At 53.3% G+C, this 15,842-nt stretch carries 16 protein-coding genes; 11 read left to right on the top strand and 5 right to left on the bottom strand.

The annotated features are described in order from the left end of the window. Positions 1-23 precede the first annotated feature (23 nt). The 5 genes from B5F07_RS14585 to putP all read left to right on the top strand — a co-directional run bounded on the left by B5F07_RS14585 (position 24) and on the right by putP (position 5,056). A complete protein-coding gene (locus B5F07_RS14585; RefSeq protein WP_087162031.1) occupies positions 24-1,109 on the top strand; it encodes a threonine aldolase family protein in 1,086 nt (361 codons plus the stop codon). Next, on the top strand, positions 1,106-2,116 hold the full coding sequence (locus B5F07_RS23405; RefSeq protein WP_330397838.1) for a bifunctional adenosylcobinamide kinase/adenosylcobinamide-phosphate guanylyltransferase: 1,011 nt from the start codon (positions 1,106-1,108) through the stop codon (positions 2,114-2,116). The genes B5F07_RS14585 and B5F07_RS23405 overlap by 4 nt, the downstream gene beginning before the upstream one ends. A 95-nt stretch (positions 2,117-2,211) precedes the next feature. Further along, positions 2,212-2,874 carry a precorrin-8X methylmutase gene (locus tag B5F07_RS14575; protein WP_087162013.1) on the top strand — a complete coding sequence of 221 codons (663 nt, stop codon included), beginning with the start codon at positions 2,212-2,214 and terminating at the stop codon, positions 2,872-2,874. 4 nt (positions 2,875-2,878) lie between these two features. After that, on the top strand, positions 2,879-3,361 hold the full coding sequence (locus B5F07_RS14570; protein ID WP_087162012.1) for a precorrin-2 dehydrogenase/sirohydrochlorin ferrochelatase family protein: 483 nt from the start codon (positions 2,879-2,881) through the stop codon (positions 3,359-3,361). Positions 3,362-3,502: 141 nt separating this feature from the next. Beyond that, positions 3,503-5,056 (top strand): sodium/proline symporter PutP, encoded by a 1,554-nt coding sequence (putP, locus tag B5F07_RS14565; protein WP_087162011.1) that lies wholly within the window; start codon positions 3,503-3,505, stop codon positions 5,054-5,056. A 140-nt stretch (positions 5,057-5,196) separates the two neighbouring features. Here putP and B5F07_RS14560 read toward each other — a convergent pair whose 3' ends face one another. Genes B5F07_RS14560 through B5F07_RS14540 form a run of 5 tightly spaced genes read right to left on the bottom strand, consistent with a single transcriptional unit; the run spans position 5,197 to position 8,523 of the window. Continuing rightward, positions 5,197-5,919 (bottom strand): PHP domain-containing protein, encoded by a 723-nt coding sequence (locus B5F07_RS14560; protein WP_087162010.1) that lies wholly within the window; start codon positions 5,917-5,919, stop codon positions 5,197-5,199. Beyond that, positions 5,916-6,248, bottom strand: a complete 333-nt coding sequence (locus B5F07_RS14555; RefSeq protein WP_087162009.1) for a DRTGG domain-containing protein — start codon at positions 6,246-6,248, stop codon at positions 5,916-5,918. The genes B5F07_RS14560 and B5F07_RS14555 overlap by 4 nt, the downstream gene beginning before the upstream one ends. Next, the gene (locus B5F07_RS14550) at positions 6,245-7,714 is read right to left on the bottom strand and encodes a [Fe-Fe] hydrogenase large subunit C-terminal domain-containing protein (protein WP_087162008.1); all 1,470 of its coding nucleotides are present in this window, start codon (positions 7,712-7,714) and stop codon (positions 6,245-6,247) included. Before B5F07_RS14550 ends, B5F07_RS14555 begins: the two co-directional genes overlap by 4 nt. Positions 7,715-7,749: 35 nt before the next feature. Continuing rightward, a complete protein-coding gene (locus tag B5F07_RS14545; protein ID WP_087162007.1) occupies positions 7,750-8,172 on the bottom strand; it encodes an ATP-binding protein in 423 nt (140 codons plus the stop codon). A gap of 6 nt (positions 8,173-8,178) precedes the next feature. Continuing rightward, entirely contained in the window at positions 8,179-8,523 is a 345-nt protein-coding gene (locus tag B5F07_RS14540; RefSeq protein WP_087162006.1) for a DRTGG domain-containing protein, read from the bottom strand. A 256-nt stretch (positions 8,524-8,779) separates the two neighbouring features. On the opposite strand from B5F07_RS14540, the gene B5F07_RS14535 reads away from it, so the two are divergent. From B5F07_RS14535 to argS, 6 genes are all read left to right on the top strand, one after another. Further along, positions 8,780-9,274 carry an NADH-quinone oxidoreductase subunit NuoE family protein gene (locus B5F07_RS14535; RefSeq protein ID WP_087162005.1) on the top strand — a complete coding sequence of 165 codons (495 nt, stop codon included), beginning with the start codon at positions 8,780-8,782 and terminating at the stop codon, positions 9,272-9,274. A 5-nt stretch (positions 9,275-9,279) separates the two neighbouring features. Further along, positions 9,280-9,837: an ATP-binding protein gene (locus tag B5F07_RS14530; protein WP_087162004.1), complete on the top strand. Its 558-nt coding sequence runs from the start codon at positions 9,280-9,282 to the stop codon at positions 9,835-9,837. A 90-nt stretch (positions 9,838-9,927) separates the two neighbouring features. Next, positions 9,928-10,311, top strand: a complete 384-nt coding sequence (locus B5F07_RS14525; protein WP_087162003.1) for a (2Fe-2S) ferredoxin domain-containing protein — start codon at positions 9,928-9,930, stop codon at positions 10,309-10,311. A 19-nt stretch (positions 10,312-10,330) separates the two neighbouring features. Then, complete coding sequence (nuoF, locus tag B5F07_RS14520; protein ID WP_087162002.1) at positions 10,331-12,118, top strand: NADH-quinone oxidoreductase subunit NuoF; 1,788 nt, start codon at positions 10,331-10,333, stop codon at positions 12,116-12,118. A gap of 15 nt (positions 12,119-12,133) precedes the next feature. Next, positions 12,134-13,876 (top strand): NADH-dependent [FeFe] hydrogenase, group A6, encoded by a 1,743-nt coding sequence (locus B5F07_RS14515; RefSeq protein WP_087162001.1) that lies wholly within the window; start codon positions 12,134-12,136, stop codon positions 13,874-13,876. A 198-nt stretch (positions 13,877-14,074) separates the two neighbouring features. After that, a complete protein-coding gene (gene argS, locus B5F07_RS14510; protein ID WP_087162000.1) occupies positions 14,075-15,841 on the top strand; it encodes an arginine--tRNA ligase in 1,767 nt (588 codons plus the stop codon). Position 15,842: the final 1 nt, after the last annotated feature.

Here is a 15,842-nt window from a genome sequence, read left to right as displayed (position 1 = left end):
TGACTTTGGAGGAACAGACAGCAATGATTTCTTTCGAAAACGACTATATCCAGGGGGCGCACCCGGATGTCCTGAAGCGCCTTCTGGAGACGAATATGGAGCCTCTTTCCGGGTACGGGAGCGATCCGTACTGCGAGAGCGCCAGGGAAAAGATCCGGCGCGCCTGCGGATGCGTGGAGGCAGATGTATTTTTCCTGGTAGGAGGAACACAGACGAACGCCGTGGTGATCGACGGGATGCTTGGAGGCTATGAGGGTGTTGTGGCGGCAGAGACAGGACATGTGGCGGTACACGAGGCGGGCGCCGTGGAGTTTACCGGACACAAGGTACTGACCGTGCCCGGACATAACGGGAAGATCGACGGAGGAGAACTGGCGGAATTCCTGGAAGGCTTTTATCAGGATGAAAACCATGAGCATATGGTGTTCCCGGGCATGGTCTATATCTCCCATCCCACAGAGTATGGAACTCTTTATACGAACGAGGAATTCCGGCAGATATCCGGAATCTGCCGGCGGTACGGAATACCGCTCTTTCTGGACGGCGCGCGTCTCGGTTACGGGCTGATGAGCCGGGGGACGGATGTGACTCTGGAGGATATTGCCGGGTTCTGCGACGTGTTTTACATCGGTGGGACCAAGGTGGGAGCTCTTTGCGGAGAGGCAGTGGTTTTTCCGAAAAAGGCACCGCGGCATTTCCTGACCACCGTGAAACAGCACGGGGCGCTTCTGGCAAAAGGGCGGCTTCTCGGTGTGCAGTTTGACGCGCTTTTTACGGACGATCTGTATTTCCGAATCAGCAGACATGCCGTGGAGATGGCGGATGAACTTCGCAGAGTCCTGGAAAAAAGCGGGCTTACATATGCCTGGGAGTCTCCGACGAACCAGCAGTTTGTCATCATGGAGGATGAACAGGTCAGATACCTGAAGGACAAAGTGGGATTCAGTTTCTGGGAGAAGGCAGATGAGACGCATACGGTTGTCCGGTTTGCTGTAAGCTGGGGAACAGCACCAGAAGAAATCCGGGAACTGGAGCGGCTGCTCGGGGAGATGGATGCAGCGGAGCCGGAAGGCCGGAATGACAGCCGGGAGGCGGAAAAAGAACAGTGAAAAAGAAAATGGAACTGGTGATCGGCGGTAGCGGCAGCGGAAAATCTGCCTATGCGGAGTCGGTGATCTGCCGGGCTTACTGCGAAGCAGCAGAGAACCCGGCAAATTTTCTGCCGAAGCCGGAGTTGTACTATATTGCAGACATGATGCCCTACGGCGCGGAGACAGAGAAAAAGATAGAGAACCACCGGAAGATGAGGGACGGAAAAGGTTTTTCTACTCTGGAGTGGTATCTTGACCTGCCGGGAAAGATCGCTGCCCTGCCGGTGTCCGGAGGCGGCGGGAAAGCGCCATGTCTGGAAGGGGCTTTCGTCCTTCTGGAATGTGTCTCCAATCTGACGGCAAACGAGATGTTTGAGCCGCAGGGGGCAGGAGAGAATACTGTGGAGTCGGTCGTGCGGGGAATCCGTATGCTCCGGGAAAAGTGCAGAGGTCTTGTAGTCGTGACCAATGACGTCTTCGGGGAAACCGGGACAGATTCTCCGGAAATGAGGCTTTACAGGGCGAATCTGGCAGAGATCAACCGGAAACTGGCGGAGATGGCAGATCAGGTGACAGAAGTTGTCTGCGGGGTTCCGGTGCAGGTAAAGCCGGGGAAAGACGAACGGGGAGGACAGACGATGGAAGAAGGAATCCGTCTTGTGACAGGCGGCGCATATCAGGGGAAAAGCAGGTATGCAGAAAAGTTATATCCGGGGATAGAATGGGCTGACGGTGCGACATGTCCTCTGTCGGAGGCGGAACACTGCAGGGGAATGAAGAATTTTCATCTCTTCATAAGACGCTGGCTTCTCTCGGGAGACACGAAAGAAAGACTTCTCGCGATTCTCCTGGAGAAAAACGGAAATCTTGCAGTAGTGTTTGACGAGATCGGATGCGGTCTTGTGCCCGTGGATGCCTTCGAGAGAGAGTACCGGGAAGCGGCAGGCAGAATCTGTACCGGCCTTGCACGGAGTGCGGTGCGGGTAGACCGTGTGGTCTGCGGAATCGGAAGCAGAATCAGATAGCGGACGGACAGCCTGCGGAGCCGGAAAGAGAATCAGATAGCGGACGGGAAGGCCCGCAGAAACGGAAAGAGAATCAGATAAAGGAGAAGACAAGAATGCTGACAGAACTTGAGCAGGTGCTCCCTGCTGACATCGAGAAGAGAAGTTTTGAGATCATCACAGAAGAACTGGGGGACAAACCGCTGATTCCGGGAACAGAACCGATTGTCAAGCGGTGTATCCACACGAGCGCGGATTTCGATTATGCAGACAACCTGTTTTTTTCGGAGGATGTTGTGAAGAAGGCCATCCGGGCAATCCGGGAGGGGGCGTGTATCGTCACGGACACTCAGATGGGAAAGGCCGGAATTAACAAGAAAAGACTGGCGCGTTATGGCGGGGAAGTATTCTGCTTCATGTCCGATGAGGATGTGGCGCGCTCGGCAAAGGAAAACGGCACCACGCGGGCGGCGGCGAGTATGGATAAAGCTGCGGCTCTTGTGCGGGAGGCGGAGAAGAACGGGGAAGCAAAGAAGCTGATATTTGCCATCGGGAATGCCCCGACTGCCCTGGTGCGCCTCCATGAGCTGATTGAAGAGGGAGCTTTGAAACCGGAGCTGATCATCGCCGTTCCCGTGGGCTTTGTCAATGTAGTTCAGTCGAAGGAGATGATCCTGGATCTGAAAGATACGCCGTATATTGTTGCAAGAGGAAGAAAAGGCGGGAGCAACATTGCCGCCTGCATCTGTAATGCCCTGCTCTACATGATGGAGGAATGAGAAAATGGAGAAGCCATATTTTCCCATGTTCATCGATCTTTCCGGAAAGAAGATTCTGATGGTGGGGGGCGGCAGCATTGCCCTGCGCAGAGTACGCACCCTGCTGAAGTTCCGGGTGGACATTCTCGTAGTCGCTCCGGAACTGTGCGGCGGACTTGCAAAGCTTGCACAGGAAGGAAAAATCCGGGCGGAACACCGGGAATACCGGGACAGCGATACTGAGGAAACGGATATCGTGCTTGCCGCTACAGACAGCAGTGAAGTAAACCGCCATGTTTGGGAAGTATGCAGAAAAGCGGGAATTCCGGTGAATGTGGCGGATGACCGGAACCTGTGTGATTTCTATTTCCCTTCTGTGGTCATGAATGAGGAGGTTGTCATCGGCATCAATTCCGGGGGCAGCGACCCGGGGAAGGTGAAAGAGACAAGACAGAAGATTGAGAAGCTTTTTTCCGTATCATCGCCGGGAAAAGTTTTTCCTGCATAATTATTAAGAAAACATTGCCAAAACTGTATATTTTCGGTATAATATTTTTCATGTCATTTTGCCGGAGGAATCTGATATACGGCGGGGACAAAATACAGTGCCGTCTGGTCACGGCATGGAGTACAGAAAGGATTATTTGGAATGGGAGACACAATACAGATACTTGTCGCCATGGTGATTTATATGGCGGCGGTAATCATTCTGGGCGTTACATTTGCGAGAAAAGCCAATGCGAGCTCCGATGCATATTTTCTCGGAGGGAGAAGCCTGGGACCGTGGGTGACAGCGATGAGTGCCGAGGCTTCGGATATGTCCGGATGGCTGCTCATGGGACTGCCGGGCGTGGCTTACTGGTGCGGAATCGCGGACGCGGCATGGACTGCCATCGGTCTTGCCGTGGGAACTTACATTAACTGGCTGATCGTCTCAAAGAGGCTGCGCCGTTACAGCGAGAAAGCGGGAAATGCAATTACGCTTCCGGAATATTTTTCCAACCGGTTTCATGAGCAGAAGAAAGTGATCATGACGATCTCGGCAGTGTTTATTCTTGTTTTCTTTACTGTCTATGCGGCGAGCTGCCTCGTGACATGTGGAAAACTGTTTTCTACTTTGTTTGATATGCCCTACATACCGATGATGATTGTAGGAGCAGTGTTCGTACTGATCTACACGATCATCGGAGGATTCCTTGCAGAGAGTGCATCGGACTTCATGCAGGCCATTGTGATGATCGTGGCGCTGATCGTGATTGTGACGGTGGGGACTGTCTCGGCAGGCGGTCTCGGGGCAGTGCTTGACAATGCGCGGGATATTCCCGGATTTCTGGAGTTCTTCGGAATTGCCACACCCCAGACGGTGGAAGGAGTACAGCAGGCCGCTGACGGAGTTCCGCTCTTTGGAGAAGCGGCGAACTACGGACTGCTCTCGGTTGTCTCCACCATGGCGTGGGGACTGGGATATTTTGGAGTGCCCCAGGTGCTTCTGCGCTTCATGGCAATCCGTGATGAGAGAGAGCTTACACGTTCCCGCCGGATCGCTACGGTGTGGGTGGTGATTTCCCTTACGATTGCCGTATTTATCGGACTGGTGGGAAGAAGCCTTTTCCCAACGGCGCTGACTACATCCGCGGATGCGGAGAATGTGTTTATCCTTCTGGCTACGAATCTTCTGCCGCCTCTTCTGGCAGGATTCGTCATGGCGGGTATTCTTGCGGCGACAATCAGCTCCTCGGATTCTTATCTGCTGATTGCAGCTTCTGCATTTGCAAAGAATATTTACCAGGGGCTGTTCCGCAAAAAGGCTTCCGACAGGGAGGTGCTGAATATCTCCAGGCTGACGCTGCTTTTGATCGCTGTTGTGGCGATTGTCATTGCTCTGGACGAGAACAGTGTTATCTTTACCATCGTAAGCTTTGCCTGGGCAGGATTCGGCGCTACGTTCGGACCGCTGATGCTCTTCAGCCTGTTCTGGAAACGGACTACAAGAGCGGGAGCTGTCGCCGGAATGTTAGGCGGCGCGGGAATGGTGTTCGTATGGAACCTGCTTGTGCGTCCGCTGGGCGGCGTGTGGGATATCTATGAACTGCTTCCGGCATTCATCTTCTCCTGCATCTGCATTGTTGTGGTGTCGCTGCTGACGCCGGAACCGTCGAAAGAGATTCAGAGAGAGTTTGACGAAGTGAAAAAGGGAATATAACAGCAACACAGAGAAAGAAAGGCGCATCCTGTGCCCCGTCTTTGGCGGCGGGTACAGGATGCGTCTTTCTTCTTATGCTGTTCCGGTCAGACCCCGCCGGCAGGCAACGCGGATCCCATCGGCAGAGTCCCGCGAAGGGTTCAGGGCTCTCTCCGGCGGAGTGCTTCCAGAATATCCGGGATCTGGCCGGAGGCGGAATAAATTTGATATTCCGGTTCGTGGATATCTTCCAGATAATGGGCATCGGAGCAGCAGATTACGTTGCACTGCTCAAAGTAGGGGTGTTCCCTGCGGAGCCGGTGCAGGTTCTTAAAATCATGAAACTCGGCGCAGGTGAATGTACTTCCCGGCGGCACAAATCCCAGATTGGAGATCAGGCTTGTGGAAGATTTATCCACATGGGCGGGGTAGGCGATGCCGTGAAATTCTTCCACAAGGGAAAATACTTCATCGAATGAGATGGAAGTCGCGTTGATGAGCAGATATTCTACGGTGCCGGTGACCTCGTCCTTTTCGTTCATGATCTGCTGCTTCCCGAAAATGTCCTCGCGGTTTGGAACGGGCATCAGCTTCCCGTACACAAAAGCGTCAAACGCCATGGCGTCCTCCAGAGAGGAAAAGAGGCAGATTACATGGACCTCCTCTGCCGTGGTCAGTTCCATCCCCGGAAGGACGGTCACGCCGTACCGGGCTCCGTGATACAGGGCAGCGGGGCAGTTTTTGCAGCTGTTGTGGTCTGTCAGGGCGATCACGTCCAGCCCTTTGACCGCAGCCATTCCCACCAGATTGGCGGGTGTCATATCATCATCCCCGCATGGGGAAAGGCAGGAATGGATATGGAAGTCGTAGAAGAGGGGAATCATGCGAATCCTTCCTGATAAATCTTCAGCGCCATGTCAAAGACCGGAAGATCTGTGGCGAGGATGGCGATCCCTTCTTCTTCTGCTTTCCCCAGTGTATCCTCGTCCAGGGTTACTCCCTCCGCCAGTACGATGCACGCCGTCTCGGTCAGGGAAGCGACGGCGAGAGTGTTCCTGTTCCCCATTACCGTGACCCATACGCCGTCTGCAGGAGCACGGCTCATGGCAATGCTCAGAAGATCACAGCAGAAGATTTTCGAGATCTCGCGGTCCGGCTGCCCTTCCACGAGAATGCGGCAGCAGGGCAGGGCAAGAATCTGCTTTAATTTCATGATCGGTTCACCTCATTTCCTGTATGTTTTCCCTCCGGTTCCCCATGGGGACGGAGATGCTCCGGGACGCCGAAAGAGGCCAGCTCCCCGGTCAGTTCCTGAATATACTGCTTCAGGAGAGCCTGGTCCTCCCCGGAGAGCGTCTCTTTGGAAGATGCAGACGGATTCCCGGAGCCTTTCGGCTGCATCAGATGCCGGATCTTCTCGGAGAGATCCGCGATATTGGAGCGAAGCACATAGATGCAGTCGTTTGGCGTGGCGTCGCCCCGGACGATATCCTCTGCCAGAGTCTGGCAGGTGGGAGCGCCGCAGGAACCGCAGTCCAGTCCTGGAAAACGTGCGGTGAGCTTCTCCACCTCGCCCATCATCTGCAGACTTTCCTTGAAGGTATTGCCAAGACGGAAGACCGGTTCGTACTCCACATTGTCCGCCCAGTAAATATTGCCGAGTTCCGGATTGTCTTCCAGATGATTTCTGGAGACCGGCTGGTATTTGACCAGACGTTTCGTCTTGGTTGTGGCAATGTATGCGTTTTCCACAGTGAGGGTTCCGCCCACGCAGCCGCCGTTGCAGGCGTTCAGCTCCACAAAGGTGAGCCCGTGCAGCTTTTCGTCCTCCAGTTCTTCCAGAACCCGCAGAATATTGACGATTCCGTCCGCCGCCAGGTAATTGTCCACAAGGAGACCGCCCACTTCACCCCCTGCGTTGCTCCAGCCGATCCCGATCCTGCCGGAATTGGAAAGGGGGAGAAGCTGGCTGTCGTCGTGCTTCATGTGGGGCAGGAGAAGAGGATAGACGTCTTTGATCGCCACCACGTTGTCGATGTTGCTCTTCTCGATGCCCAGAGGCGCCCGGGCGTAGGAAACTTTTGAGGGACAGGGGGAGATGAAGATGATTCCGATCTCCTCCGGCTTCAGTCCCGTCTTTTTCATGGCTTTTGCCCGTGCCAGCTCCGCGGCTACCTCAACCGGCGCTTTGATGGGAAGCAGACGGGAGATAAGGGAAGGAAACTTCACCCGGATCAGCCGTACTACCGAAGGACAGGCTGAACTGATAAACGGGGCTTCCTCCGCGTGTTCTTTTATGTATTCCCTGGATGCTTCCGATACCAGTTCCGCCGCGGCGCTCACCTCGTAGACATCGTCGAAGCCAAGTTTTAACAGGGCGTTCAGGACGATGTCCACATTGGTCAGGTTGTTGTACTGGGCGTAGAGCGACGGGGCGGGAAGCGCTACCGTGTATTTGAAATTGTTGATCACGGACAGGGGATCATAGACCGCAACCTTTGCATGATGGGGGCAGTAGCGGATGCACCGCCCGCAGTCGATGCAGAACTTGTCGATGATATGTGCCTTCCCGTTATGGACCCGGATGGCCTGGGTGGGGCAGTATTTGATACAGTTGATGCACCCCTGGCAGGCGGATTCCCGCAGGCGCACAGAGCGCATGAATTTGTTCGTGTTCATAAGCCGGCATAACCTCCTTGTCTGCCGCGGTCCGGTCAGATATATACTTTCATGGTAATCGTAGTGCCTTCTCCGATCACGGTGTCGATTTTCATCTCATCCGTGTATCGTTTCATGTTCGGCAGTCCCATGCCGGCGCCAAAGCCCAGGGAGCGGACTTCCGGGCGTGCTGTGGAGAATCCCTCCTGCATGGCCTGGTCCACATCCGGGATCCCCGGACCTCTGTCCGCGAGGATCATGGTGATATCGCTGTCCGAGACGGACACGGTGATTTCTCCGCCGTCGGCGTGGATGACCATATTAATCTCTCCCTCATACATGGCGATGGCTACCTTGCGGATCACATCACTGTCGAGTCCCAGCTGCTTGAGCTTGTTTTTCACGGAGCTGCTGGCCTCACCGGCGCGGGTGAAGTCGTCTCCGTCGATGGTATAGCGAAAAGTCAGAGTGTCATTCATCTTGTGTCACGCACCTCCCCGCAATCCGTGTTCGTAGAGCATGCCGCATGTGGTGAACATATAGTGGTCTGTCGCAAGAACGGCGATCCCTTTTCCCACCGCCAGCGCAAGCATGTTTTCATCCGGCATCTTTCCGCGCACGAAAATGATACAGACAATGTCAAGCATCTCCGCGGTACGCACGACCTGCGGGTTGCAAAGGCCGGTGATGAGGACAGAACATTTGCTGCCGTAGGCGAGGACATCGCTCATCATGTCTGCGGAAAAAACGAACTGTACGTCCAGGTCGGCAAGTTCTTCTCCGTACAGAAACCTGGCGTCCAGGACTTCCTGCATTTCTTTGATCTTCATAGGCTCCTCCGTTAAAAATGAAAATTCATACTGAATAAAAAGTGATGTGTTTAGTATATCATTTACAAATTCAAAAAGCAACGGAGTGGAATTTTCGTGCGCTTTCTTCCGCAAAATAAGAAAAAGAAACGGAAAAACAGAAAAGCGACAAAAAGTATACAAAAAATTAATAATAAACAAGTGGAATTTTGTGTAATCCTATGATATCATATACAGTAATGAGCACAAATTCATCATAAGAAATGGAGGTTGAAGAATGGCAGCTAAGAAAGGAACAGTTCCATTTTCAGGGACAAAAGAACAGGAAGAGGCACTTATGAAGGTTATCGCTGAGCTCAAAGATGAAAAAGGTGCCCTTATGCCGATTCTGCAGAAGGCACAGGATATATATGGATACCTTCCCATAGAAGTCCAGAAAATGATTTCGGATGAGACAGGGATCCCGTTGGAAAAGATTTACGGTGTCGCCACATTTTATTCCCAGTTTACGCTGAGCCCGAAAGGAAAATACAAGATTTCCGTCTGTCTTGGCACGGCGTGCTATGTAAAAGGCTCCGGAGATATCTACAATGCGCTGATGGAAAAGCTTGGCATTGTGGGAGGAGAGTGTACGCCGGACGGTAAGTTTTCTCTGGATGCATGCCGCTGCGTCGGTGCATGCGGGCTTGCACCTGTCATGATGATCAATGACGAAGTCTACGGCCGTCTTACAGTCGATGACATAGACGGCATCCTGGCAAAATACGAGTAAGTCTTATGATGCCGGAAATTTCACTGAACATTCTGGATGTGGCGGAGAATTCCGTGAGGGCAGATGCTACGCTGATCGAGATCACCGTCTCGGTGCAGCCTTCGGAGGATACGCTGAGTGTGACGGTAAAGGACAATGGCTGCGGGATGACGCCGGAACAGGTGGCACGGGTGCAGGATCCGTTTTTTACCACAAGGACGACACGGAAAGTGGGACTCGGTGTTCCTTTTTTCAGACAGGCGGCGGAAAGCACGGGGGGCAGCTTTCAGATTGATTCGGTAAAAGGAAAAGGGACAGAGGTCAGGGCAGTGTTCGGGCTGTCTCACATTGACAGGATGCCCCTTGGCGATATCAGTTCCACCATCCATACACTGGTTGTGTTTAACGGAAACATCGATTTCCGCTATACATATATTTACGGTGAGAAGAGCTTTGTACTGGATACCCGGGAGATGAGGGAGATGCTGGGAGATATTTCCTTTGCGGAGAAAGAAGTGTCGGATTTCATCCGGGATTACCTGGAGACTAACAAGGCGGAGACGGACGGCGGGGCTGACATATAGATGTTGCCGCAGAAACAGAAAAAAGCTCTGACCTGCTGAAGGGCAGCAGGAATCAGAAGGACAGAATATGGAAAGAAATGGAGGAGCTATATGAAATCTCTTGAAGAATTACGTGCGATCAGGGAAAAGATGCAGGGCAGAGTAGGTGTCCGCGCGGAGAATGAAAATCAGATCCGCGTGGTTGTCGGCATGGCGACCTGTGGAATCGCAAGCGGGGCAAGGCCGGTGCTTACGGCGCTCTCGGATGCGGTTCAGGAACAGAACCTGAGCGATAAGATCAACGTGACGCAGACCGGATGCATCGGACTGTGCCAGTATGAACCGATCGTGGAAGTGATGGAACCGGGCAAGGAGAAAGTGACCTACGTAAAGATGACTCCTGAGAAGGCACTGGAGGTGCTGCGCCTTCATCTGCTGGGCGGTCAGGTTGTTACGAAATATACACTGGGCGCTGCGCAGAATACTTTAAACTAGGAAAAGGAGGCGGAAGAATATGTATCGTTCACATGTACTTGTCTGCGGCGGAACCGGATGTACCTCCTCCGGCAGTCAGAGAATTATCGAGAGACTGGAGAAGGAGATCGCCGCAAACGGACTGTCCGAGGAAGTCGGAGTCGTAAAAACAGGATGTTTCGGTCTCTGTGCACTGGGACCGGTTATGATTGTGTACCCGGAAGGAACTTTTTATTCCATGGTTCAGGAGGATGATATTCCGGAGATCGTATCCGAGCATCTTCTGAAGGGAAGAGTTGTCACCCGTCTGCTCTATGACGAGACGACAAAGACTGATAAGATCGTTCCTCTCAATGAGACGAATTTCTATAAAAAGCAGCACCGTGTTGCCCTCAGAAACTGCGGTGTGATCAATCCGGAGAACATCGATGAATATATCGGAACCGGCGGGTATGAGGCGCTTGGAATCGTGCTGACACAGAAGACGCCGGAGGAAGTGATCCAGATCCTTCTGGACAGCGGTCTTCGCGGGCGCGGCGGCGCGGGATTCCCCACAGGACAGAAATGGAAGTTCGCAGCGGCAAACAAAGCAGACCAGAAATATGTCTGCTGCAACGCCGACGAGGGAGACCCGGGAGCATTCATGGACCGTTCCATCCTGGAAGGTGATCCCCATGCAGTGCTTGAGGCCATGGCGATTGCGGGATATGCCATCGGTGCATCCCAGGGGTATATCTATGTGCGCGCGGAGTACCCCATTGCGGTAAAGCGTCTGGAGATCGCCATCGGACAGGCGAGAGAGTACGGCCTGCTCGGTGAAAATATTTTTGACAGCGGATTTAATTTCGATATAGAACTGAGACTCGGTGCAGGAGCATTTGTATGCGGCGAGGAGACGGCTCTCATGACATCCATCGAAGGCAACAGGGGAGAGCCGAGACCTCGCCCGCCGTTCCCGGCACTCAAAGGTCTGTTCCAGAAACCGACCATATTGAACAACGTGGAGACCTACGCGAACATTCCCCAGATCATTGTAAACGGTCCGGAGTGGTTCGCCTCCATGGGAACGGAGAAGTCCAAGGGTACGAAAGTGTTCGCCCTGGGCGGCAAGATTAACAATACCGGTCTGGTGGAGATCCCCATGGGAACAACGCTCCGCGAGATCGTGGAAGAGATTGGCGGCGGCGTGCCCAACGGCAAGAAGTTCAAGGCTGCCCAGACCGGAGGTCCGTCCGGCGGATGTATCCCGGCGGAGCACCTGGACGTCCCCATCGACTATGACAACCTGATCGCCATCGGATCCATGATGGGGTCCGGCGGACTGATTATTATGGATGAAGACACCTGTATGGTGGATATCGCCAAGTTCTTCCTGGAGTTTACGGTAGACGAATCCTGCGGAAAATGTACGCCATGCCGGATCGGCACGCGGCGTATGCTGGAGATCCTGGAGAAGATCACCAAGGGGCAGGCTACCATGGAAGACCTGGATAAACTGGAGGAGCTGTGCTACCATCTGCAGTCCAACTCTCTGTGCGCTCTGGGACAGACGGCTCCGAACCCGGTGCTCTCCACCCTGAGATACTTCAGAGATGAGTATATTGCGCATATTGTCGACAAGAAATGTCCGGCAGGAGTCTGCAAGGATCTTCTGCAGTATAAGATCGATCCGGATAAGTGTAAAGGATGTACGCTGTGTGCGAGAACCTGTCCGGCGGATGCGATCATCGGAAAGGTGAAAGAGCCTCACATGATCAATCCGGAGAAGTGCTTAAAGTGCGGCGCATGTATGGAAAAATGCCGGTTCGGCGCGATTTACAAAGAATAACGGAGGGTAGAGAAGATGGAAAATGTCAATTTAAAGATCAACGGCTTAAATGTTACTGCACCGGCAGGCTCTACAATCCTGGAGGCGGCTCAGGCGGCAGGGATCCGCATTCCCACGCTGTGCTATCTCAAAGATATCAACGAGATCGGCGCCTGCCGTATGTGTGTGGTGGAAGTAAAAGGAGCGAGAAATCTGGTTGCCGCCTGTATGTATCCGGTATCCGAGGGCATGGAAGTGCAGACGAATACCCAGAGGCTGCTTGATTCCAGAAGAAGAACCCTGGAGCTGCTCCTTTCTGTCCATGATAAAAAATGTCTTTCCTGCGTGAGAAGCGGCCACTGCGAGCTGCAGGAACTCTGCCAGGAGCTGGGCGTGACGGATGAAGATCATTTCGCGGGCGAGATGCCTCACTATGAACTGGATGAGAGCGCGGTTCACATGGTCCGCGACAACAATAAATGTATCCTTTGCCGCCGCTGTTCTGCGGTGTGCGAGAAGGTCCAGAGCGTGGGCGTGATCGGTCCGAATAACAGGGGCTTCGCAACATTTATCGGCTCCGCATTTGAGATGGGACTGGGAGATACAAGCTGTGTGGGGTGCGGTCAGTGTATCGCTGCCTGTCCGACCGGCGCGCTCTACGAGAAGAGCAATATCGACGATGTGCTTGCGGCGATCGCCGATGAGACGAAACATGTGGTTGTCCAGACAGCTCCGTCTGTCCGTGCAGCTCTCGGCGAAGAGTTTGGCTATCCCATGGGAACCGACGTGGAAGGAAAGATGGCGGCTGCCCTCAGGAGAATCGGATTCGACAAGGTGTTTGACACTGATTTCGGAGCGGACCTTACGATTATGGAAGAGGCGCATGAATTCATCGACCGCGTGCAGAACGGCGGAGTTCTTCCCATGATGACCTCCTGTTCACCGGGGTGGGTGAAGTACTGTGAACATTATTATCCGGATCAGATCGACCATCTGTCGAGCTGCAAGTCGCCCCAGCAGATGTTCGGCGCGGTGACAAAGACCTATTACGCAGAGAAGATGGGCATTGCCCCGGAAGATATTGTATGTGTCAGCATCATGCCCTGTACGGCGAAGAAATTCGAGCTTCAGAGAGATGACCAGTATGCGGCAGGTGTGCCGGATGTGGATATCTCCCTGACAACAAGAGAACTTGCCCGTCTGATCCGCAAGGTCGGTATCAATTTCCGGACCCTGCCGGATGAAGGCTTCGACGATCCGCTGGGAGAGTCCACAGGTGCAGGCGTGATCTTTGGCGCCACAGGCGGCGTTATGGAGGCGGCGCTCCGCACGGCGGTCGAGACACTGACGGGACAGGAGCTTGAGAAAGTGGAGTTCTCGGAGGTCCGCGGAACCGAAGGCATCAAGGAGGCTACTTACAATGTGGCCGGAATGGATGTGAAGGTTGCGGTGGCTTCGGGCTTAAGCAACGCAAAGATGATCATGGATAAGATCCGTGCCGGCGAGGCGGATTACCACTTCGTGGAGATCATGTGCTGCCCGGGCGGATGCGTAAACGGCGGCGGACAGCCCCAGGTGCATGCGGATGTGAGAAACTTTGAGGACGTCCGTGCGATCCGGGCGAAAGCGCTGTATGACAACGATGCGGCGAAGTCGGTCCGCAAGTCCCACGAGAACCCGTCCATCAAGAAACTGTATGACGAGTATCTGGGACATCCGGGAAGCGAGAAGGCACATCATATCCTGCATACCACATATGTGAAGAGGACTGTGAATTAGGCTCTTCCGCGTGACAGACCGATACGGAAACAAATAAGATATATCTGTACCCTGCTTTTAAAGCGTTTGCATGATTTTTCACACGTTTTTAAGGCAGGGTACAAATTTTACATTGCCGCCGCAAACCATGCATGTTATACTTATTAAGATAGCGTCCGTATACACAGGACGCTCCAGACAAAGGAGAGTGAATGAAATTTGAAGACATTACTGGATCTGATCAGCATAGAGATGAGAGAGGCCTTCCGCAGCGCGGGATATGATGAGGAGCTTGCGAAGGTGACATTGTCCAACCGTCCGGATCTGTGCGAGTACCAGTGCAATGGTGCGATGGCGGGGGCGAAGAAGTATAAGAAAGCTCCGTTTATGATTGCGGAGGAAGTTGTGGCGGGACTGAAAGACAGTGCCTGCTTTGAGTCGGCGGAGGTAGTGAAACCGGGATTTATCAATCTGAAACTGGCGCCGGAATATGTAGCACGCTATCTGAATGACATGGCGAAAGAAGAAAAACTCGGTGTGGAGGAAGAGGAGAATCCCCGCACTGTTATCATTGATTACGGCGGACCGAATGTGGCGAAGCCGCTCCATGTCGGACATCTGCGCTCGGCGATCATCGGAGAGAGCGTCAAGCGCATCATGAGATATAAGGGCAATAAAGTGATCGGAGATATTCACCTGGGAGACTGGGGATACCAGATGGGGCTGATTATCACCGAGCTGAAAAAGCGCAGGCCGGACCTGCCCTATTTTGACGAGAGTTTTGAAGGTGAGTATCCGAAGGAGGCTCCGTTTACGATCAGCGAGCTGGAAGAGATCTATCCCACGGCAAGTGCCTACGCGAAAGAACACGAAGATTACAGAGAGGAAGCATTGCATGCTACCTATCTTCTGCAGAATGGATACCGGGGATACCGGGCGATCTGGAACCATATTATGAATGTATCGGTGACAGACCTGAAGAAAAACTATGAGAAGCTGAACGTGGAGTTCGATCTCTGGAAAGGGGAGGCGGACGCCCAGCAGTACATCCGGGATATGGTGGAACGTCTGAAGAGCGAAGGCTATGCGCGCTACGATGAGGGCGCTCTGGTGGTTGACGTCCAGGAAGAGACGGACAATAAGGAAGTGCCTCCCTGCATGATCCTCAAGTCAGACGGCGCGGCACTGTATGATACAACCGATCTGGCGACTCTTGTGGAACGGGAGCAGGACTATCATCCGGACGAGGTGATCTATGTAGTGGACAAGCGGCAGGAGCTCCATTTCATCCAGGTGTTCCGCTGCGCGAAGAAGACGGGGATTGTCCGCCCGGAGACAGAGCTGAAATTCCTCGGATTCGGAACCATGAACGGGAAAGACGGAAAGCCCTTCAAGACGAGAGAGGGCGGGGTAATGCGTCTGGAGAACCTGATCCGGGAGATCGATGAGGAGATGTACAAGAAGATCATCGACAACCGGACCGTGGAGGAAGAGGATGCGAAGAAGACCGCGGAGACTGTCGGTCTTGCAGCTATCAAGTACGGGGATCTGTCGAACCAGGCTTCCAAGGACTATATTTTCGATGTGGACCGGTTTACATCCTTTGAGGGAAATACAGGACCGTATATTCTGTATACGATTGTCCGGATCAAGTCGATCCTGAATAAATATACGGAAAACGGCGGAAGCCTGGAAAATATCTGCATTACTCCGGCAGCAGATGCATACGAAAAATCATTGATGCTGCAGGTACTCAAGTTCAACGATGTGATTAACACGGTGTATTCCGAGACAGCGCCCCACAAGATCTGCGCCTATATTTACGAACTGGCGAATGAGTTCAACAAGTTCTATCACGAGACAAAGATCCTCTCCGAGGAAGATGAGGAGAAGAAGGCAGGGTATATCGCTCTTCTTGTTCTCGCAAAGCGCGTGCTTGAGACATGTATTGACCTGCTTGGATTCGAAGCTCCGGAAAGGATGTAGA

The sequence above is a fragment of the Lachnoclostridium sp. An169 genome (assembly GCF_002160525.1).
GTDB lineage: Bacteria > Bacillota > Clostridia > Lachnospirales > Lachnospiraceae > Mediterraneibacter > Mediterraneibacter cottocaccae.
Note: the sequence above shows the minus strand (reverse complement) of the source record. Positions and strands in the feature narration are given on the sequence as shown.